This is a genomic window from Candidatus Njordibacter sp. Uisw_056, assembly GCF_047730085.1.
Lineage (GTDB): Bacteria > Pseudomonadota > Gammaproteobacteria > Pseudomonadales > Balneatricaceae > Njordibacter.
In genome coordinates this window covers 399,464-421,510 of the sequence record NZ_CP159830.1, presented here as the reverse complement: position 1 = coordinate 421,510, position 22,047 = coordinate 399,464, and the positions used below count along the sequence as shown (strand labels likewise).

The 22,047-nt window shown below is 45.1% G+C and carries 19 protein-coding genes; 1 reads left to right on the top strand and 18 read right to left on the bottom strand.

Annotated elements, in window-relative coordinates; all coding sequences use genetic code 11:
- Window position 1 precedes the first annotated feature (1 nt).
- Complete coding sequence (mutS, locus tag ABXT60_RS02055) at window positions 2–2,599, top strand: DNA mismatch repair protein MutS (RefSeq protein WP_443631122.1); 2,598 nt, start codon at window positions 2–4, stop codon at window positions 2,597–2,599.
- Between the two features lie 4 nt (window positions 2,600–2,603).
- Here mutS and rpoS read toward each other — a convergent pair whose 3' ends face one another.
- From rpoS to ABXT60_RS01965, 18 genes are all read right to left on the bottom strand, one after another.
- Window positions 2,604–3,545: an RNA polymerase sigma factor RpoS gene (rpoS, locus tag ABXT60_RS02050; protein ID WP_443631121.1), complete on the bottom strand. Its 942-nt coding sequence runs from the start codon at window positions 3,543–3,545 to the stop codon at window positions 2,604–2,606.
- Window positions 3,546–3,609: 64 nt separating this feature from the next.
- A complete protein-coding gene (locus ABXT60_RS02045; protein WP_443631120.1) occupies window positions 3,610–4,467 on the bottom strand; it encodes a peptidoglycan DD-metalloendopeptidase family protein in 858 nt (285 codons plus the stop codon).
- A gap of 2 nt (window positions 4,468–4,469) precedes the next feature.
- Window positions 4,470–5,429, bottom strand: a complete 960-nt coding sequence (locus ABXT60_RS02040; protein ID WP_443631119.1) for a DUF368 domain-containing protein — start codon at window positions 5,427–5,429, stop codon at window positions 4,470–4,472.
- Complete coding sequence (locus ABXT60_RS02035; RefSeq protein ID WP_443631118.1) at window positions 5,426–6,112, bottom strand: protein-L-isoaspartate(D-aspartate) O-methyltransferase; 687 nt, start codon at window positions 6,110–6,112, stop codon at window positions 5,426–5,428. The genes ABXT60_RS02040 and ABXT60_RS02035 overlap by 4 nt, the downstream gene beginning before the upstream one ends.
- The gene (gene surE, locus ABXT60_RS02030; protein WP_443631117.1) at window positions 6,112–6,855 is read right to left on the bottom strand and encodes a 5'/3'-nucleotidase SurE; all 744 of its coding nucleotides are present in this window, start codon (window positions 6,853–6,855) and stop codon (window positions 6,112–6,114) included. Before surE ends, ABXT60_RS02035 begins: the two co-directional genes overlap by 1 nt.
- Window positions 6,856–6,894: 39 nt before the next feature.
- Entirely contained in the window at window positions 6,895–7,959 is a 1,065-nt protein-coding gene (gene truD, locus ABXT60_RS02025; protein WP_443631116.1) for a tRNA pseudouridine(13) synthase TruD, read from the bottom strand.
- Window positions 7,959–8,231, bottom strand: coding sequence for a cell division protein FtsB (ftsB, locus tag ABXT60_RS02020; protein WP_443631115.1), 273 nt, complete (start codon window positions 8,229–8,231; stop codon window positions 7,959–7,961). The genes truD and ftsB overlap by 1 nt, the downstream gene beginning before the upstream one ends.
- A 77-nt stretch (window positions 8,232–8,308) precedes the next feature.
- Entirely contained in the window at window positions 8,309–9,604 is a 1,296-nt protein-coding gene (gene eno / locus ABXT60_RS02015) for a phosphopyruvate hydratase (RefSeq protein WP_443631114.1), read from the bottom strand.
- 49 nt (window positions 9,605–9,653) lie between these two features.
- Complete coding sequence (locus ABXT60_RS02010; RefSeq protein ID WP_443631113.1) at window positions 9,654–11,279, bottom strand: CTP synthase; 1,626 nt, start codon at window positions 11,277–11,279, stop codon at window positions 9,654–9,656.
- A gap of 246 nt (window positions 11,280–11,525) precedes the next feature.
- On the bottom strand, window positions 11,526–12,887 hold the full coding sequence (gene tilS / locus ABXT60_RS02005; RefSeq protein WP_443631112.1) for a tRNA lysidine(34) synthetase TilS: 1,362 nt from the start codon (window positions 12,885–12,887) through the stop codon (window positions 11,526–11,528).
- A 28-nt stretch (window positions 12,888–12,915) separates the two neighbouring features.
- On the bottom strand, window positions 12,916–13,869 hold the full coding sequence (locus ABXT60_RS02000) for an acetyl-CoA carboxylase carboxyltransferase subunit alpha (protein WP_443631111.1): 954 nt from the start codon (window positions 13,867–13,869) through the stop codon (window positions 12,916–12,918).
- Between the two features lie 66 nt (window positions 13,870–13,935).
- Window positions 13,936–17,463 (bottom strand): DNA polymerase III subunit alpha, encoded by a 3,528-nt coding sequence (dnaE, locus tag ABXT60_RS01995; protein ID WP_443631110.1) that lies wholly within the window; start codon window positions 17,461–17,463, stop codon window positions 13,936–13,938.
- 1 nt (window position 17,464) lies between these two features.
- On the bottom strand, window positions 17,465–18,070 hold the full coding sequence (gene rnhB / locus ABXT60_RS01990) for a ribonuclease HII (RefSeq protein ID WP_443631109.1): 606 nt from the start codon (window positions 18,068–18,070) through the stop codon (window positions 17,465–17,467).
- The gene (gene lpxB, locus ABXT60_RS01985; RefSeq protein ID WP_443631108.1) at window positions 18,067–19,236 is read right to left on the bottom strand and encodes a lipid-A-disaccharide synthase; all 1,170 of its coding nucleotides are present in this window, start codon (window positions 19,234–19,236) and stop codon (window positions 18,067–18,069) included. The genes rnhB and lpxB overlap by 4 nt, the downstream gene beginning before the upstream one ends.
- Before the next feature lie 11 nt (window positions 19,237–19,247).
- Window positions 19,248–20,018: an acyl-ACP--UDP-N-acetylglucosamine O-acyltransferase gene (gene lpxA / locus ABXT60_RS01980; protein ID WP_443632059.1), complete on the bottom strand. Its 771-nt coding sequence runs from the start codon at window positions 20,016–20,018 to the stop codon at window positions 19,248–19,250.
- An 11-nt stretch (window positions 20,019–20,029) separates the two neighbouring features.
- Window positions 20,030–20,470: a 3-hydroxyacyl-ACP dehydratase FabZ gene (gene fabZ, locus ABXT60_RS01975; RefSeq protein ID WP_443631107.1), complete on the bottom strand. Its 441-nt coding sequence runs from the start codon at window positions 20,468–20,470 to the stop codon at window positions 20,030–20,032.
- Between the two features lie 36 nt (window positions 20,471–20,506).
- Window positions 20,507–21,532 carry a UDP-3-O-(3-hydroxymyristoyl)glucosamine N-acyltransferase gene (lpxD, locus tag ABXT60_RS01970; protein ID WP_443631106.1) on the bottom strand — a complete coding sequence of 342 codons (1,026 nt, stop codon included), beginning with the start codon at window positions 21,530–21,532 and terminating at the stop codon, window positions 20,507–20,509.
- On the bottom strand, window positions 21,533–22,045 hold the full coding sequence (locus ABXT60_RS01965) for an OmpH family outer membrane protein (protein ID WP_443631105.1): 513 nt from the start codon (window positions 22,043–22,045) through the stop codon (window positions 21,533–21,535).
- Window positions 22,046–22,047 lie beyond the last annotated feature (2 nt).

The window sequence follows — 22,047 nt, the reverse complement described above, 5'->3', positions numbered from 1 at the left end:
AATGAATATTTCTAACAAAAACAAAGAACTAAACAAGAGCATTAACTCTAACCACACCCCCATGATGCAACAGTATTTGGGCATTAAGAGTGATCATCCCACCGATCTGGTATTTTATCGTATGGGCGACTTTTACGAAATGTTTTATGACGATGCAAAAGAGGCTTCACAGTTACTCGACATATCCTTGACGTCTAGGGGACAGTCTGCGGGGCAACCAATACCTATGTGTGGTATTCCATACCATGCGGCTGAAGGCTATATCGCCAAAATCGTCAATGCTGGTCGCTCCGTAGCGGTCGCGGAGCAAATTGGCGACCCCGCTACCAGTAAGGGACCTGTAGATAGAAAAGTGGTTCGTGTAGTTACCCCCGGAACCGTGACAGACGAAGCCTTAATGGATGCTAACCGGGATCACTTACTCACTGCCGTTTGCCAGTTAGATGACACCTTTGGCATTGCCAGCTTAGACATGAGTAGTGGGCGCTTTACTTTAGTAGAAGCCAACACTGTAGACCAATTACAGACCCAATTACAACGCTTGAGACCTGCAGAGCTGTTGTTTGAGGAGACCAGCCATGTAATTGATCACATACAAGAATGGGCCTGCCGTCGCTCACAGCCCAGCTGGAACTTCGTCTTTGACACGGCTCAACGATTACTTTGCAACCAGTTTAACACCCGTGATTTAAGCGGCTTTGGTTGCGATGGGATGAAGGCGGCTATCTGTGCTGCGGGGTGTTTGTTGAATTACGCTAAGGAATCCCAAAAAGGGGACCTGCCTCATTTACGCAACTTACAAGTAGAGCTGCCTCAAAATACTCTAATTCTTGATGGCCCGAGCCGAAAAAATTTAGAAATAGATCACAACATTAACGGGGGTGAACAATATACTCTTGCTGCAGTATTGGATACCACAGCCACACCGATGGGAGGAAGACTTTTACGTCGCTGGCTTAATAACCCTTTAAGAGACATTAGTATTCTTGAACAGCGACAAGATTTTATTAGCCATGCCATTGCTAGTGAAAACCCAGAAGATCTGCAGCGAAGCCTTAAACCGATTGGGGACATGGAGCGCATCTTGTCTCGCATCGCTCTAAGGTCTGCACGCCCTCGAGATTTATCTCGTCTTTGTGTCAGCCTCACTGCGCTGCCCAACATACAAACCTTGTTGCAGTCTTTGGAGGCTGTCAAAGCCAGATCCTTAGCTAAAAATATTAGCGAATTTGCATCGATTGTTGACTTGCTAATGGCAGCTATTGTCGACAATCCACCCGTCGTTATCCGAGATGGTGGTGTGATAGCAGAGGGTTATGATACTGAATTAGATGAACTGCGGGGCCTGAGCCAAAATGCAGGTCAATTCTTGCTTGATTTAGAAATCCAAGAGCGAGAACGCACAGGCCTATCCACCCTAAAAGTTGGCTACAATCGTGTACATGGTTATTACATTGAAATAAGTAGATTACAATCTGGCCAAGCCCCTACTGAATATGTCCGTAGACAGACTCTAAAGAACGCTGAGCGGTTTATCACCCCAGAGCTTAAAGCCTTTGAAGATAAAGCCTTAAGCAGTAAAAGCCGAAGTTTAGCCCGCGAGAAGGCCCTATATGAAGCTTTAGTAGAAGAGTTAGCCAAACACCTACCACAACTGCAGTGCTCCTCCGATGGCATTTGTGAGCTTGATGTACTGTGCTGTCTTGCTGAACGAGCTCTATGTTTAAACCTGAACCAACCAAGCTTAAAAGCCGAACCTGGCATCAGCATTACTCAGGGTAGGCACTTGGTTGTTGAGCAATTGATTACGAATCCGTTTGTGGCGAACGACACCCACTTGTCTAACACCAAGAGCATGATGATGATTACAGGCCCAAATATGGGTGGTAAGTCCACTTACATGAGGCAAGTAGCTTTAATCGTGATCATGGCCCAAATCGGCTCGTATGTGCCCGCATTAGAAGCAAAAATTGGCATTGTAGATCGAGTATTCACTCGCATGGGCAGTAGTGATGATCTTGCTGGTGGTCGCTCAACCTTTATGGTCGAGATGACAGAAACTGCTAACATTCTGAATAATGCCAGCGCTAAAAGCCTCGTTTTAATGGATGAGGTCGGCCGGGGTACTAGCACTTTTGATGGCTTGTCTTTAGCCTGGTCCTGCGCCTTAAACCTAGCAAGAGACATTGGTGCTTTAACTCTTTTTGCAACTCACTACTTTGAAATGACACAACTATCAGACCAACTAAATCAAGTAAAAAACGTGCATTTAGATGCCACAGAACATGATGACAATATTATTTTTATGCATAAAGTATTACCTGGGCCTGCAAGTCAAAGTTATGGCCTGCAAGTGGCTAAGTTAGCTGGTGTGCCGCATCAAGTAATAAGCGAAGCTCAACAAAAGCTACATTATTTAGAAAAAAACGATAGCCTGAACATTCCAAAAAATCCACTTGAAAAACCGATACAAACAGAGTTATTTAGCCAATTAGCCCACCCAATTGAATCACTTTTAGAAGCTAACAAAGCAGACGAACTGACACCTCGACAAGCACTGGACCTCATTTACCAAATGCACCAGCTCTTGCGTAGTTAGTTGATTAAAGTTTGGCATCCAACACATCTAAACTGCTAAGGCCCTCTGTTTCTAGGGTATGACGCAGGCATCGTAGTGCTCCTACTTGAATTTGGCGAACTCTTTCCCTGGGGAGTCCCATCTGTTTGCCTAAACTTTCTAGCGTACTAACACTGCGGCCTCGTAGGCCAAAACGGTGACAAATAACATCTTTTTGAAGATCGCTGAGTCGATCTAACCACTGCTCCATATTAGACATTAAGTTGGTGTCTACTACGAATTTTTCGGGGTCTTGGTTTACTGTGTCTGGTATGCTTTCTAGCAGTGTTGTGTTGCTGTTAGGGCCCAAGGTGTTATCCACCGAACCCACCCTGTCATTTAAGTTAAGCACTGCGCTAACCTGCTTTACAGGCTTGCCGAGGTAATTGGCTATTTCTTCTGGGATTGGCTCGTGGTTTAACGTTTGGGTAAGTTCTCTGGAGGCTCGCAAATAAGTATTTAATTCCTTTACCACATGGATTGGCAAACGAATAATACGTGCTTGATTCATGATCGCTCGCTCAATTGTCTGGCGAATCCACCATGTGCCGTAGGTCGAAAACCGAAAGCCTCTTTCGGGATCAAACTTCCCCACGGCGTGGATCAAACCTAAATTACCTTCTTCGATAAGGTCTAACAGAGTAAGCCCACGGTTAACATAGCGGCGTGCAATTTTAACCACAAGCCTTAAATTGCTTTCAATCATGCGATGGCGAGCTTGTTCATTACCCTTTAACGCTAGGCGAGCAAAGTATTGCTCTTCTTCAGCCGTCAATAAGGCACAAAAGCCAATCTCACCTAAATATAGATTAGTTGCGTCTTTAAAATCGGTGTCTTTATTAGCATTCTTGCCAGTAGACTTATATTTCGCATACTCCAATTCACTGCGTTGCTTATGCGCTTCTTCAAGAGATAATTTTCGCATCATTAGACCAACCTAATTCACTAGCTACCGTCATTAAAGACTGCACAGTAGTTTTGTTATGAACAAATTATAGCTCCGGCAAATACCTCAGTGGATTAACAGGCTTACCATCTTTGCGAATTTCGAAATGCAGTCTTGGATCCAATTGAGGCCCCTTGCCTACTTCCGCTATAATTTGGCCTGCATTCACAGTGGCGCCTTCAACCACCAAAATGCGGCTGTTGTAGGCATATGCACTAAGAAAGGTATTGTTATGTTTCACCACAACTAGCTTTCCGTAGCCTTGAATACCACTACCAGCATATACTATTATTCCACTAGATGCCGCTTTTACTGGTTTACCCAAGCTTGATGATAAATCGATGCCATTAAAAGCGTTACCTTTATTAGAAAAGCTTTTCAGCACCTTACCTTTTAATGGCCAAGCCCACGTAACAGACGATGGCCCAAAATATGCACTATCTTGGGGTATTTTATAGATTTTAGCTGAAGTTTTTGAAACAGGTGGCGTTTTTTTCGCTATAGATTCTGCCTCATATGTTGTTTTTTTAGCATTCACAATAGGCTTTTTAACTGATGGTTTTGCAGCAGGCTGGCTCACTAAATAATTACTATTAGTATCATTAAAGTAAATTACTTGCCCTACATAAATGGTGTAAGGAGAACTAATGCCATTCACTTTTGCTAACTTTTTATAATCCCAACCAAAACGCCAAGCAATTGCAAACATGGTGTCGCCAGGCCTCACTTGGTATGGTGCCAGAGTAGTTTTCGATCTATTACCCGCTGAAAGCTCAGCAGAAATGCTGTAACCTAGTTCCTGCACTGGAGCATATTGACTAGCACTGCAACCGGCAAGCAAAGACCCAACCGCACCAACGATACAACCCCTTGTAAACCACAATAACCCCGTGTTAGAACGCATACTTAAGCCGCCAGGTCATGCAGTTGAATACGACCAAACTTAGCTACTAGCAAACCTGCCAAGCAACAAACCGTTAAGCACCAAACAAGTTGACTATCAGTACCAGTGATTTGGCTATACACCCAGGGCATAAGGTTTTCTTGCTGCAGTGGCACTTCTAATCCTGCGCTATTTAAACGGTAGGTGACTGTGTATTTCCATGGCCACAATTTAACCACGGAGCCCATCATTAGCCCCGCCAAAAGGCTCATCACCGCTGCAGTGTAGGACTTTAACAAATAACTAATGAGCCGACTGAAGGCGATCAGGCCAAAAATACAGCCTAGCGCGAAGATAGTCATGATCTGAACATCTAATGCTGCTAGACGAGCGATCAAAAATGGATAAATGCCCAGCATTAGTAATATGAAACTACCAGAAACCCCAGGCAAAATCATAGCACTAATCGCCACGGCGCCTGCCCCCATCAACCACAAGTAACCCCAGCCAGAGAAGCCATCAACCGGCTGTAACATAGGCACAGTGGCCAAAGCCACACTGACCAAACATCCCGATACAAGCCAGCCCATCCGCAGTTGGCTTTGAGCATATAGCTCTTTTAATAACAGCAGGCTTGCAACAAGGATTAACCCAAAAAATAAACTCCACATTACCAAAGGCTGGACAAGCAAAAGCCAAGTGATTAGCTTAGACAGTAGCAATAGCGAACTTGCCATGCCAAGGCCAAGGTTAGCTAAAAATAAGCCATCAACATACTGCCAAGCCTTAGCTAACTGCCAGGTCATAATCAGCTTTAATAAATGCAGGTCAAAGTGACCAATTGCGTTTAATAAGCGGCCATAAACACCACTTAACAGAGCCACAGTGCCACCTGATATACCGGGAACTAGATCCGCAGCGCCCATAAGTAAGCCTGTAGTGAAAATTCTCCATTGCATAAGCGTGGTTTTTACCGTCATCATATTAGTCCATTAACTAAGGGCACAAAATTAGCTGCTTCTACTTTTTGTTTGCTAAAGTGGTTACCAGAACGAGTTATTTTTAATAGGCATTGGTCATCGTCACCTACGGGGATGATCATACATCCCCCCTCAGCCAGCTGCCATTGTAGTGCTTGAGGCACTGTTGACGGCGCTGCAGTGACTATAATACCGTCGAAAGGCTCACGGGCGGGCCATCCTTCGTAACCATCTCCGTGTTTATAAACCACATTATCAATATCCATTGCCTGCAAGCGGTGTCTAGCTCTATTTAGCAAGGGTTCAATGCGCTCCATAGTTAAAACTTTTGGCACCAGCTGGGCCAAGATACAGGTCTGGTATCCCGACCCGGTGCCTATTTCTAATACTTTTTTAGCAGGGCAAGAAGCTAACAAAAGTTCACTCATACGGGCAACCGTATAGGGGCGTGATAGGGTTTGATTATGGCCAATAGGTAAAGACTTATCTTCATAAGCTCTATGGGCTAGAGCTTCGTCTAAGAACAAATGGCGAGGAGTTGATCGCATCACCTCTAACACATTAACATTCTGCACACCCAGTCCTCTCAACACCTCCACTAAACGCTCTCGCGTTCGCTGAGAGGTCATACCTATGCCTTGCCTGTTAGCAACTGTTCGCTTTGGATCTGTCACACTGTAGCGCATTAAAAAGTGCCTCTAAGCCAATGAGTTACAGTATCAAAAGCCCCATGGCAGGCCATATCTGGCGATAAGGGCGTAACTGACACATAGCCATGCTCAATGGCATGAAAGTCAGTGCCTTCACTGGCATCCTTAACCTTGCCAACAGGACCTATCCAGAAACATTGATGCCCTCTTGGGTCCTTCGCATCAATTGCAGAAGCGCCAATCTCTCGGCTACCCAAGCGGGTCACTTTGATGCCTTTAATTTGGTCATAGGGCAGGTCTGGAACGTTGACATTAATAATGCAGCGCGGTGGCAGATCAAGTTTCTGTATACCTGTCATCAGCTGCCTGGCCACTTTTGCAGCAGTAGCAAAGTGAACTTTACCCACTAAAGAGACTGCCATTGCATGGTGAGCAAGATAGCGACCTTCCATTGCAGCTGCAACTGTGCCTGAATAAAGCACGTCATCGCCTAGGTTAGCCCCATGATTTATACCAGAAACTACCATATCAGGGGCAATGTCTAGAGCTCCATTAATACCCAAGTGCACACAGTCTGCAGGGGTGCCATCTATGCCAAAAAAACCATTCTCCTGAGGAATTACCCTTACTGGGCGCGAGAGGGTTAACGAATTACTAGCGCCACTCAAATCTCGGTCAGGGGCAATGACCGTCACTTGATGATCCTTTGTAAGTTGCTGTACTAGGTGCGATAGACCTTCAGCATGGACCCCATCGTCATTAGAGATCAGAAGTTGCATCGTATGATTCCTTATCTTGAGTGCTTTTTTCAGTCGTCATTAGGATTGTTCTACTTGGGCTATTTCTCGCACTAATGCAGTAGCATAACTGCCACGCATCAAATGGAAATTTAATTCCAACACTTCATCTTCACACCAGCGCCAGCTAAAGTCTTTTGGCCATAGGCGTAAACTGCGCCTTTGAGCGGTCAGGTCTAGCTCTATCAAAGCCTCTATCCAGGGCTGCCAAGGTTCTAGTGTTTGCGCTTCATACACACTTGCTGGGGTTGCCAGAAGATTACCAACACGCCCAGCCATGACACCAGTAGGCGCTAAATCTCCAGCATCAATGCGCTGCTGAACATCAGCCAAGTCAGTTGGCGCACAGGCATCGAATTGACTAAAGCCGTCACTAAACATGCAGCGCTCACCAACAGATGCAGTTAGCCAAGAGCCATCGTGTACACGGTGGCTTAAGAGCTGGTTGAATAGGTACGAGCGAATTGATGACAATGCCATGCCACGCTTAAAGCGATCTTTTATACGTTTACCCTGAACCATCGACAAAGCAAGGCTAAGATTCCCACCCTGGCGTCCAAACCGCTGATTACCAAAATAGTTAGGCGTTCCTTGCTGAGTAATGATGGACAACTTTTGTTCTAACGCCTCACTGGGTTTTATATTGCGTAAACGAACAGCAAAAAAGTTACCCTGATGCACACCCGTTTTTAGTTTCCTCTGATGTCTCACTACTTGATGTAGGTCGACCTCTGGGCTTTGTAATTGTTGCCAATCTGGGTCTACAGCTTCAGCTTTTCCTGGTAAGTGCACCCCAAACCACTGTCGCGTTATACCTCTGCGGTCTTTTAACCCCGAGTAGTTCACTTGCCTAGCCGGCACACCCGCAAGCTTAGCGATATTACGCGCTAGAAAATCTGTATTAGTATCCGTTTTAGTAATGTCTAAATACACGTGCTCTCCTTCACCACAAGGCTCATAACCGAGGTCCTCTGTGACTAAGAAATCGCTACAATGGGCTTTAATATGCGCCTTAGACTGGGGTACACCAGACGCATGGGCCCACTCAACAGGCCACTGCAGCGGCAGTAATTCTGAGCTATTCATTAATCTTCCACAAGTTGGTAAAAAGTTTCATCTGGTTTGACCATGCCAAGATCGTGCCGAGCACGTTCTTCAATAGCGGCGATCCCCTGCTTCAGGTCCAATACCTCCGCATGGAGCTGTCGATTACGCTCAGACAAAGTTGCATTAACCATTTCCTGACTCTCGATCTTTCCCTGCAGGCGCGCAACCTCAAGCAAACCAGACTGCCCCCACCAAAGGCTGTATTGCATGGCAACTAGGGCGACTAAAATTATTCCAACTAACCATTTCATAAATATATCAACAAAAAAGGGAGCTAACCTTAGCTATTATTAGCCAACGTGAGCTCCCTAGACGAGGTCAATAATTATTATTGGCCTTTGATTTCCTGACGTCCACGATAAGGGGCGTCAGCACCTAGTTCCTGCTCTATTCGTAGTAAGCGATTATACTTAGCTACTCGATCTGAGCGACACAGTGACCCCGTTTTAATTTGGCCTGCGGCAGTGGCTACAGCCAAATCAGCAATAGTTGTATCTTCTGTTTCGCCAGAGCGATGAGAAATAACAACGCTAAAACCAGCTTGCTGAGCCATCCGGATTGCTGCTAAAGTTTCGCTAAGAGTGCCGATTTGATTAAACTTGATCAAAATAGAGTTGCCAATACCTTGTTCAATGCCACGGCTCAATATTTTCGTATTAGTAACAAACAAGTCGTCACCAACTAGCTGAATACGATCACCACATTTTTGGGTAAGATCCAGCCAACCCTCCCAGTCGCTTTCATCCATTCCATCTTCAATTGAGATGATGGGGTGTTTATGGGTTAGGGCAGTTAGGTAGTCAGCAAAACCCGCTGCGTCAAAGGACTTACCTTCACCACTTAGATTATAGGTGCCGTTATCATAAAATTCTGAAGCAGCACAATCCAAAGCTAAGGTCACATCCTTGCCCAGCTCGTAGCCAGCATACGCTACTGCTTCGGCAATAACATCCAGTGCAGCTTCGTTTGAAGGTAAGTTAGGAGCAAAACCACCTTCATCACCCACAGCCGTGCTTAACCCCCTTTGGCTGAGAACTTTTTTAAGGGAGTGAAAGATTTCAGCACCACAGCGAAGCGCTTCTGAAAAATTAGGAGCATTGACTGGCTGCACCATAAACTCTTGAATATCTACGTTATTATCAGCGTGTTCGCCACCATTGATGATGTTCATCATCGGTACAGGCATGCTGTATTGCCCTGCAGTGCCGTTGAGCTCTGCAATATGTGCATATAGAGGAATACCTTTGTACACCGCTGCTGCTTTAGCTGCCGCCAAGGACACTGCAAGAATAGCATTGGCGCCCAGCACTTCTTTATTTTCTGTGCCATCCAATTCGATCATGGCCAAATCTAGGGCCTGTTGATCGGTTGCATCCATGCCTTTTAAACGCTCCAAAATAGAACCATGAATACCCGCAATAGCATTCTTGACACCTTTGCCTAAATAACGAGATTGATCACCATCTCGAAGCTCTAAAGCCTCTCTAGAACCCGTGGATGCACCAGAAGGTGCGCAGGCAGTACCAAAAGCACCACCCGCTAACAAAACATCTGCTTCAATAGTAGGGTTGCCGCGAGAGTCCAATACTTCCCTTGCCTGAATGTCGGCAATAAATTGGTCCAAAATATTCTCCTGTTAATAAGTTAGATTAAAAACTTGCTTATGCAATGGTTTACTTTTCGGCCTGAATAATCGCCGCGCCAACAAACCCCTCAAACAAACCATGCCCACTGCGAGGAGTTGAAGTAAATTCTGGGTGAAATTGACAGGCTACAAACCAAGGATGATCCTCTATTTCTATCATTTCAACTAAACTGCCATCCATCGAGCGACCGGAAACTTTTAGCCCTGCTGCTTCCAGCTGCTCAATAAAGTTATTGTTCACCTCATAACGATGACGATGACGCTCAGTGATCACTTCATGTTTATAGGATTGGTGAGCCAAAGAACCCACTTGCAAACGGCATTGTTGGGCACCTAAGCGCATCGTGCCGCCCAAGTCTGAGGATTCTGAACGCTGTTCAATTTGACCAGATTTATCTTTCCATTCAGTAATCAAACCGACCACACAATGCTCTGAACTTGCATCAAACTCACTACTATTAGCGTCCGTCCAACCCGCCACATTTCGAGCGAATTCAATCACCGCGACCTGCATACCAAGACAAATACCTAAATAGGGTATTTTGTTCTCACGGGCGTACTGTACGGTCTTTATTTTACCTTCTGTGCCTCGCTCTCCAAACCCGCCAGGCACTAATATCGCATCAACCCCCTCTAACAATGCAACCCCCTGGGTTTCAATGTCTTCAGAATCAATATAACGAGTATTAACCTTGGTATGAGATTTAATGCCTGCATGACTAATGGCTTCAATTAAAGATTTGTAGGCGTCTAATAACTCCATGTACTTGCCAACCATAGCAATAGTGACTTCACGCTGAGGATTTAGTTTGGCTTGTGCTACTGCATCCCATTCAGTTAGATCTGCTTCGTTGCAGTCCAAACCAAAACGCTCAGTAACAATAGAGTCTAAGCCTTGTGACTTTAATAAACTGGGGATGGTGTAAATGCTCTCTGCATCTGGTAATGAAATAACGGCACGCTGTTCAACGTTAGTAAACAGGGCTATTTTGCTTCGCTCTGGGGCTTCAATCGCTACTTCAGACCTGCACACTAAAATATCTGGCTGAATTCCAATAGAACGTAATTCTTTTACCGAGTGCTGAGTAGGCTTAGTTTTAGTTTCACCAGCGGTAGCAATATAAGGCACTAATGTAAGGTGCATAAAGAGTGCACGGTTAGAACCCAGTTCAAATTTCATTTGCCGGATTGCTTCTAAAAAGGGCTGAGATTCTATATCACCAACAGTTCCACCAATTTCAACTAATGCAATTTCAGCACCTTTAGAGCCTTCATATACTCGGCGCTTAATTTCATCAGTGATGTGTGGAATAATTTGAACTGTGCCACCTAAATAGTCGCCACGTCGCTCTTTGCGTAACACATGTTCATAAACGCGCCCTGCAGTAAAGTTATTCCTTTTAGACATTTTAGTATCAATAAACCGCTCATAATGGCCTAAATCTAAGTCTGTTTCAGCGCCATCTTCTGTGACAAACACCTCACCGTGTTGAAACGGGCTCATGGTGCCAGGGTCGACATTAATATATGGATCTAATTTCAACATGGTTACGTCGAGGCCCCTAGCCTCGAGGATAGCAGCCAAAGATGCCGACGCAATACCTTTACCCAAAGAAGATACAACACCGCCAGTAACGAAGATGAAACGAGTCATGAAATGCCCTATGTCTTATGTGACGCACTAGGCGCCGATGTAAACTAAAACACGTTAGACCAATCACACAAAAGCACCGCAACCATGGCGAATACATGCCCACTACTTAATCAGTGGATAGGTTCTCTAACGTTTATAAATTTTTTGACGCGGAAAATAGGACCTGTTTTCAGGATCTATTTTTCGACTTTAGATGGGAGTGTAGGATACCAGAAGAGCCCAATCGGAACAATCAAAAGCTGCATTTTAAGTCGCCCTTTGCCAGCACCAAGCAGGGGTACCTAAGTCTGTTTCAAAACCCGAATTTATCCATAAATTTGCCACCATGGCGAGCCTTCCGTTAACATAAAACAGGGGTATATAATCTCGCTCCCATGCTGGCACCTTAGCTTCTTGTAATAGTTTTTTAAGGCTCTGGCTGTGTATCCTCCCTATAGGCTTGCAACGCTCACCACCAGTTCTAAAGCGCCACTCTATAAAATCACCTTCAACTAAAGCCAAACCAACCTTAGCACCTTGGTTAAGGCTAAGAACCCCCTCGGGTAGGGCGATTAATCCCTGCAATATGGCTTGTAGCTCCATAGTAAACGCGCCACTGGTCACTGTGCTACCAGGCTCTTCAGTTCGTCGCATCAGCAATAAATGGCCTTGATTACGACGCAAGCACCAGTTACAACCCAGTTTTAGGTAGGGCTGAGCGTCTGGAGCGCTGTGGAGGAAGTCTTTATCAATACCGCGCAGTACTGCATAGTCGGGCATCGGCACTTGATTCTGAGCCAACCAATAGCGCAATAAGTTATGCCGCCTTGGTCGGCTAAGGGCTGCGACATCAGCACAGGGTAAGCACTCACCTAGTTTAGTCTCTGTGCGCATCAGTATAAAATCAGCAGAGCCTACTTCATCTAATAAAGCCTGCGTATCGCTCATTAAAGCCGTTACTGTGGCTGCACGCTGATCTAATGCTGGCCACCGGCGGCGCAGCCTTGGCATAACTTGGTTCCGTAAATAATTACGATCAAAGTGAGTATTTTGGTTGCTTGGGTCTTCACACCAAGAAAGGTGATGGTGTTTTGCGTAATCATAAAGATCTGTTTGACGAACATGCAACATTGGCCTAACTAAACGACCCAGCCCGAGCAATCGCTCCTGAGGCATCGCCCGCAGACCTGCTACTCCAGCACCACGCAGCAGCCGAAGAAATAGTGTTTCAGTTTGGTCATCCGCGTGCTGCCCTAATAAAAGCACCTCACCTAACTGGACATGTTGTTTAAAGACACTGTAGCGCGCATTGCGAGCTGCCGCTTCGAGCCCAAGCTTACGTAGCTCTTGCGGGCATAAAACAACCTTATGGCTAATACAATTTAAGCCGTAATCTTGGCATTTATTTTCAACATCTTGCTGCCATCGATCTGCTTGTGATTGCAGACTATGATTAATATGTAGGACGCGTATGGGTGGGCAATGATGATCCTGCTGAAGCAGGGTAAGCGCATGAAGTAGGCACATAGAGTCTAGCCCACCACTCACCGCAACCACCCAGCCTGTGGCTTGAAAATAGGTTTTCAAGCCACCTGCATCGGTGACTAGATGGTGATGAGTGAATGCCATGGGAGGAAGTTAGGCGCTAACGAGCGTCCTAAGAGCTTAATCCATAAGCCATTAGGCGTTTGTATCGACGATCTAAGAGTGCTTCAGTTTCCATTGATTCCAGTTCAGCTAATTGGCTAATTAATGTCGACTTGAGACTGGCTGAGACTAATTCAGCATCTCTGTGGGCGCCACCTAAAGGCTCTTTGATTACGTGATCCACCAAACCCAAGTCATATAAACGTCCAGAGGTAATCCCCATAGCATTAGCCGCGTCAGAGGCATAGTCAGCACTTTTCCAAAGAATAGAGGCACAACCTTCTGGAGAAATAACTGAGTAAGTGGAGTATTGCAACATATTCAACTGATCACATACACCAATGGCCAAAGCACCTCCAGAGCCACCTTCGCCAATAACAGTGGCAATAATGGGCGTCTTGAGGCCCGACATTTGGGCAAGATTAAATGCTATAGCCTCGCTTTGGCCGCGCTCTTCAGCATCAATTCCAGGATAGGCACCTGGCGTATCAATAAAAGTAAGGATAGGCATTTTGAAGCGTTCTGCCATAAGCATCATACGCAAGGCCTTGCGGTAACCTTCAGGCCGAGGCATGCCAAAGTTACGGGCCACTTTTTCTTTAGTGGAACGGCCTTTTTCTTGACCCATAACCATCACAGCTTTGCCATTTAAACGAGCAATACCGCATACCATAGCTTGATCATCACCAAAGTGACGATCACCATGCAATTCATCAAATTCATCAAAAAGATTCTTAATGTAATCGATAGTATGGGGTCGTTGTGGGTGGCGAGACACCTTAGATACCTGAGCTGCACTCAGATTAGAAAAAATGGATTCTGTTAAGCTAACACTTTTATCAGAAAGCTTAGCTATTTCGTCACTGATATTAAGGTCGTTGTCGTTGCCTACTAAACGCAAGGCTTCAATTTTAGCCTCAAGATCAGCAATAGGTTGTTCAAAGTCAAGATAATTTGGGTTCATAAGGCCTAGCTTTAAAGATGTGACTGACGGGTATTAAAAAATATTATAACCTATATTTTACACATTTTATAATTTGCTGTAGCGCATTTTTACCGCATCTTCACCTAAAAGATACGCTAGCTCTTGTAACATGTCATCTTCTACTTCTAGACGCCACGGCGAGGCGCAGCGAATAACCCCTCGACCAACACTGTTTTCATACTGCAATTCAAGCTTTGCTGCAGGCGTATCACCCCTTACCTGATGGGATGTTAAAATGCCAAGTAATTGTTGCAGGCCCTTACCTTGAGCAAAGTCAGGCGCTACCGATAAACACAATCCCTTAGAGAATACAGTACGCGCTTGAGGCATAGTAAGAATCTGCTGAGCACTCACTTTTAGGCCCCCAGAATAATCATCTTCTGACACCTCACCCTCGACAATAAGTAAACGATCATTTTGTAGCAACTCTCGGTACTTTTCATAACTGTCGCCAAACAGAGCCACATCTACCCTAGCCCGCCGGTCATCTAAAGTTAAAAAGGCTATCGTTTTACCACGCTTGGTTTTCATGGTTCGACTTGCTACGACTAGGCCCGCTATCCACTGCTTATCTTTTTTAGCAACAAGTTGGTCTAAACGGCATCGCAAAAAACGCCCTAACTCATGATCATAGCTATCAATAGGATGACCCGTAACATAGAGGCCCAAGGTATCTTTCTCACCTTTTAAACGCTGCTTGAGAGTTAACGGCCTAGCGGCTAAGTGCCTCTCATAAACGTGCTCCAAAGCACCTTCATCATCTACTAGTGGAACAATTTCACCAAACAGATCCATCATGCCTGCGTCCGCATTACGCTCGCTCTGATCCGCTGATTGCACGGCATCTGGTATAGCGCTATAAAGTACAGAACGCTCTTTATTAGGCACTAACGTGTCTAGTGCACCGCTGGCTACCAGCGCATCCAACACGCGTTTATTTATTTTTTTACTACCAACACGCTTGCAAAAATCAAACAGGTTGATAAAGTCCCCACCTTTTTCACGGGCCTCGATAATGGCCGCAACTGGACCTTCGCCAACTCCTTTAACCGCACCAAGGCCATACACAACCTCATTGGCAGCATTCACAGTAAACTTGAAATGGCTCGCATTTACGTCTGGCAGGTTGAGTGGCAGTTCCATGCGGCGACATTCTTCAACAAAAATAACAATTTTTTCGATATTTTGCATATCTGCTGACAACACAGCCGCCATAAATTCTGCAGGATAGTGATATTTTAGCCAGGCTGTTTGGTATGCCACTAAAGCATAAGCGGCAGAGTGAGATTTATTAAAACCATAACCAGCAAACTTTTCTACCAGATCAAAAATATTGCCTGCCAAGCCCTCATCAATGCCGTTGGCTAAACTGCCAGCTAAAAATCCTGACCGCTGTTTAGCCATCTCTTCTGGCTTTTTCTTACCCATTGCGCGGCGCAACATGTCTGCTTCACCAAGGCTATAGCCTGCCATAACCTGAGCGATTTGCATCACCTGCTCTTGGTACAAAATGATCCCGTAGGTTGGCTCTAGTATTGGCTTCAACGAATCTAATTGATAGTCTTCATGGGGCCACGCAAGCTTGGCTCGACCATGCTTTCGATTAATAAAATCGTCTACCATACCCGACTGTAATGGCCCTGGTCGAAACAGTGCTACTAGGGCAATAATATCTTCAAAACTACTGGGTAATTGGCGCTTAATGAGATCCTTCATACCCCTTGATTCCAGCTGGAATACGCCAGTCGTCTCTGCGCCCTGAAGTAACTTGTAGACTGACTCGTCTGCCAGTGGGATGGTCTCAATGGCAATGGCTGTTTCGCCCTTAACTTTTCGCCTTTGGTTGATCATGCCCATGGCCCAATCAACAACGGTGAGGGTTTTCAAGCCTAAAAAGTCAAACTTAACCAAGCCTGCATCTTCAACATCATTTTTGTCATATTGAGTGACTAAACCAGAACCATCCACATCACAATAGAGAGGTGAAAAATCGGTTAACTTAGTGGGTGCTATAACTACACCACCTGCGTGCTTTCCTACATTACGTGTCAGTCCTTCTAACTGATACGCCATGTCCATAATTTCTTGAACTTCGTCATTATTGTCAATGAACTCACGCAGGGCGTCTTCTTGTTCTACCGCTTTGCGTAGAGTTATACCCACTTCAAAAGGAATTAATTTTGATAGTTTGTCAGCCAAACCAAAAGGCTTACCTTGCACACGAGCTACGTCTCGTACCACCGCTTTGGCTGCCATGGTACCGAAGGTAATGATTTGTGATACCGCATCTTTACCATAGGTTTGAGACACATACTCAATAACACGGTCACGGTTATCCATACAAAAATCAATATCAAAATCAGGCATCGACACTCGTTCCGGATTCAAAAATCGTTCGAATAAAAGATCATATTTTAGTGGGTCTAAGTCAGTAATTTCTAACACATAGGCAACTAAAGACCCTGCACCTGAGCCACGCCCAGGGCCTACTGGAATATCATTATCCTTAGCCCAACGAATGAAATCCATAACGATAAGAAAATAACCTGGGAATCCCATTTGGCAAATAATATTTAGCTCAAAATCTAGCCTATCGTCAAATATTTTACGTTTATTATTAAATTCTGGATCTGACGGATCCAGAATAACCTGCAGGCGCTTATTCAGGCCATCACGGGAAACCTGGCCAAAGAACTCATCTATGGTCATGCCTTCGGGTACCGGAAAGTTAGGCAAAAAACACTGCCCTAGCTCAATATCTAAATTACACCGTTTAGCAATCTGTACACTGTTAGCCAGCGCAGAAGGTAGATCTGAAAACAGAGCTTGCATCTCTTCAATACTTCGCAAGTATTGCTGATTGGAGTATGCCTTAACCCTCCTGGGGTCGTCTAAAACCATACTTTGGTTAATGCACACCCTAGTTTCATGAGCTTCAAAGTCTTCTGAAGAAATAAACATTACGTCGTTGGTAGCCACTATAGGCACCTGTGTAATCTGTGCTAATTCAACGCAAAGGTGCAAACAATCTTCATCATATTGACGGCCTGTTCGCTGAACTTCCAAATAAAACCGGTCACCAAAGATCGCCGTCCAGTCGTTTAGTATTTCTTTAGCATCAGCCAAACCACGATTAATTAATGCTTGCCCAACCTCACCTTGAGCAGCACCAGATAAAACGATAAGCCCTTCGTTTTTTTCTGCCAGCCATTGCTTTTGTATAATTGCCCTACCGTCAGCCTGACCCTCTTGAAAAGAGCGTGACACCAGTTCTGTAAGATTGAGGTACCCTTTGGCATTCATGGCTAACAGGGTGATGCGAGTGGCAGCGGTGTCAGCTACAGGGCCTGCACTAATGAAAACATCACAGCCACAAATGGGTTTAATACCAGCGCTTTGGGCTGCTTTATAAAACTTAATCATGCCACACATGTTGGATTGATCTGTTAAAGCAATGGCCGGCATTTGTTCTGCTTGCAGGGTTTTCATTAATGGTTTGACACGAATCATACTGTCAATTAATGAAAACTCGGAGTGCATACGCAAATGCACAAAGGGTACAGCTTGGGTCATATTAAGTTCCAATTAAACGTCGTACGGGTGCAAAACTGCGCCGATGTTGTGGGCTTATTCCATGCTCTTCTAGCGCTTTTATATGTGCTTGAGTAGGATAACCTTTATGCCTATCTAAACCATACCACGGGTATTTTTTGTGCCATTCTAGCATTTCCCTATCACGGGTGACTTTAGCAATAATTGAGGCTGCGCCAATGGTGATCTCTTTGGCATCACCTTTGATAATGGCTTCACTTGCACAGATTAATGAAGGGCAACGATTGCCATCAATTAATGCTAAATCGGGCACCAGGCTCAAACTCTCTACGGCGCGTTTCATGGCTAGCATACTGGCTTGTAATATATTCATTTGATCTATTTCTGCGGCACTAGCTCTGCCTACACCAACACTAATGGCATGTTTATAAATTTGCTGGTACAGCTTTTCTCTCACCTTTTCGCTGATTTTTTTGGAATCTCCTAAACCTGCAATAGGCTTGCCTGGATCTAGTATAACTGCTGCGGCAACCACATCACCAAACAAGGGCCCTCGGCCTGCCTCGTCAACACCGCAAATCACACCTATCCTAGAGGTCATTTCAACCACTATTGATTCTTGGATCATATTCTGTGCCTTTGAGACACCCCTGCACCCTGCTCTGCAATCACTTCAATCACTGCCTGAGCTGCTGCAATATCTGCTCCACAAGACAATTGTTGGTGTATATTGGCAAGCTGGCCACGCTGCTTTTGAGCAACTAATGGGTCGAACAATAACTGTGTTAAATGCTTTGCAATGGGCTGCGGCTGAACTTGTTCTTGTAACAGCTCTTCAACTACTTTTTGGCCAGCTAGCAAATTAGGTAAGCTTACAAAAGGCACCTTAAGTTTACGCCTAAACAGACTGTAACTTATAGGGCTTAAGCGATAGCAGACCAGCATGGGCTTTTCAAACAGCAGCGCTTCTAAAGCCGCTGTGCCAGAGGCCACTAATACTGCATCTGCAGCTGCCAAAACTGAGTGAGACTGGCCCACTGCGAGTGTGACCTCTAAATCTGGATAAGCTCGCAATAAAGTATCTAACTGTTTTTTTCGTTGCCAGTTTGCTGCTGCTAAAACCAATTGCAATTGTGGATTTTTAGTTTGCAAAAGGCTTGCAGCTGCCAAAAAATCTTCCCCCAACTGTTTGACTTCCATAGCCCGACTGCCCGGTAAAATAGCTAGCACTTGGTGATCGTTTAGCTGCAATTCTTTTTTGGCCTGTTGCTGAGTTAGATTGCCTGGAATAACATCTGCCAAGGGGTGGCCTACAAATGTCGCAGGGATTTGATGGCGCTGGTAATAGGGTAATTCAAACGGCAGTAGGGCAAGTACTCTGTGACATGCTTTACCCACAGTAAAGACCCTTTCTTCACGCCATGCCCATACAGACGGACTAACGTAGTGCACTGTAGGTATGTTATGGGCTTTAAGTTGCGTTTCTAAGGCTAGGTTGAAGTCTGGCGCATCAATACCAATCATAGCCAGAGGGGGCTGCAGGATATAGCGTTTAATGAGACGTCTTCGAAGTAATAATAATTCTGGTAAACGCCCCAACACTTCTACCAAACCCATTACCGACAAGCGCTCTATAGGCACTAGGCTCGTGAACCCAAGGGCCATCATTTGTGGGCCACCAATACCTTCAAAGTTAAGACCTGGCTGCTGCTTTAGCAGAGCCCGCATCAAACCCGCCCCTAATATGTCTCCTGAGGCTTCACCAGCAACGATGACAATAGTGTTATTAGACATGGGTAAACCTACTAGCGAATTATGCCACGACTCGACTCTTTCAACGAGCTAATTAATACTGACAGTTCATCGTCACCGACTGACATTTCATGTAAACGCTCGATAGCAACATCAAGAGTTAGTCCTTGGCGGAAGATGATTTTATACGCTTGACGTAAAACCTTAATGGTTTCCTCACTAAATCCGCGGCGTTTTAAACCTTCGGTGTTCATCCCGTGAGGAGAAACAGAGTTACCGTTAGCCATTACAAAGGCGGGAATGTCTTTTAATACCACACTACCCGCTCCAGTCATGCAGTGAGGTCCAATATGGCAAAACTGATGCACCGCAGTAAAGCCACCCAAAATAGCATAATCACCAACCTGCACGTGTCCTGCTAACGCAACATTATTTGCAACAATAACATGATCACCTAAAATACAATCATGGGCCACATGAACATTAGCCATTAATAAATTATGGTTACCAATTTTGGTTACTCCAGAATCTTGAATAGTGCCACGATGTAACGTGCATCCTTCTCGTATTACGTTGTGATCACCAATTTTCAAGCAGGTGGGTTCGCCGTTATACTTCATATCTTGGCAAGCTTCGCCTACGGAACTGAATTGGAAAATATGATTATTACGCCCTATATATGTGGGTCCCTTAATCACCACATGGGGTTCCACTTTAGTGCCCGAACCTAGCTCAACGTCAGCTCCCACGATGCTATATGGACCAATCTCCACATCTGCGGCAATAACAGCGCTAGGATCAATAATGGCAGTTGCGTGAATCAATGGCTGAGGCACTAAACCTTCCTATCTGCACATAAAATTGTTGCCGAAGCAGCCAATTCGCCATCAACACTTGCACTGCATTCAAACTTCCAAATGCCCCGTTTTTCAGACCTAATAGAGGCCTCTAACTGGAGCCTATCTCCAGGCACCACAGGACGTTTAAAGCGCAACTTATCAGAACCCACAAAATAATAGATAGAGCCATCTTGTGGCGTTTTATCCATCGTCTTAAAACCAAGGATGCCAGCAGCTTGCGCCATAGCCTCAATGATCAAAACACCCGGCATTACCGGATGGTCTGGAAAATGTCCATTAAAGAAAGGCTCGTTAATCGTTACATTTTTGTACGCAATAATAGATTCACCTAAATTAAGCTCTGTCACCCGATCAACTAGTAAAAACGGGAATCTATGGGGCAAGTACTCTCTAATTTCTTTAACATCCATTACCATGGGGGTGCTTTCCTTATGTGGTGCTTTTGGTGTTGATCAGTTTTGCAGCTGTGCCACTTCTAATTCTAATTGTTTAAGGCGTTTAGCCATCTGGTCAAGCTGTTTAAAGCGCGTCGCATTGCGCCGCCATTTTTGATTTTTGTCTAGGCCTGTACCTGATGAATATGCCCCAGGCTCACTAATAGAGTGCGTCACTAGAGACATGGCAGTGACATGCACACCATCAGTTAGCGTTAAGTGGCCAGTGATACCACAGGCCCCAGCTATTGTACAATGCTTACCTAATTTAGTGCTCCCTGCTATGGCAGTGCACCCTGCAATGGCAGTATAGTCGCCAAGTTCTACATTATGGGCAATCTGAACTTGGTTATCCAGCTTAACACCATAGCCTATAATAGTGTTATCTAAAGCCCCTCGATCTATACTTGTTCCTGCACCAACTTCAACATGGTCACCAATAGTGACACCACCTAGCTGGGCTATTTTAACCCAGTCTGGGCCATCCTTTGCGAACCCAAAGCCATCTGCACCAATCACAGCTCCACTATGAATAGTGCAAAAATCACCTACTTCAACATCATGGTACACACTAACATTGGCTGCGATGTTGGTGCCATTGCCGATACGGGAATGAGCTCCTATAACGCTATTAGGCCCGATAGAAACCGCATTGCCAAGCCTGGCATAAGGGCCTATCACTGCGCCAGCAGCCAGATTAACTGAGCTTCCAAGAGTAGCGGTTGAGTGCACTGTGGCACTTTTATCAATACCAATAAAATCTGCTAGGGGCGCAAACTCTTGTGATAATTTGGCATAGCCTAGGTATGGGTTGTCTAACAATAAACAGTGCCCAACAAAAAGCTTTGCTTGATCAGCATTTAAAATCACTGCCCCAGCTTGGCATACATTTAGCTGACCAGCATATTTCATGTTTGCTAAAAAGCTAACTTGATGAGGTAGCGCAGATGCCAATGTAGCCAGACCAGAAACGGAGTAGTCTGCATCACCTTCTAATTTAGCACCAATGATCTCGGCGATAGCGCCTAGGGTTAAGTGACGCAATTATGGCTCCAAATTCAGCAACTCAATAACTTTAGGGGTAATGTCTATACTGGCAGTGTTATAAATGACAGACTGGCCATTAATAATTAAGGATATATTATTTTCCTCAATCAGCCGGCGCAACACCCGATCCAACGCAGGGCGCATGCTAGCCAAAAACTCTTGCTCTGCCTGTGCCTTGACATTGGCTAGGTATTGCTTAAGCTGCTTATATTCGTTCCCTAAGCCTTGAATTTCCAGCGTAATTTTCTTTACCTCATCACTGCTCATGAGATCTTTATCTGCTTCAAAACGCTGCTTTAAGGCCTGCAGCTCCAGCCCCATGGAATCGTAACGCGTGGTTTGAGGTTTAAGCTGTGCAGACAGCTGCTGGCCTAAGACAATAGCTTTTTGCGTAGCAAACATGGCCTGCTCTGCTTTAAGCACCACAATTGCCTCTGCTATTGCCCATTGAGGCGCACTTAAAGTAATAGCAAAAGCAACTGCAGTGAGTAATCTTTTCACTTTATTCATAA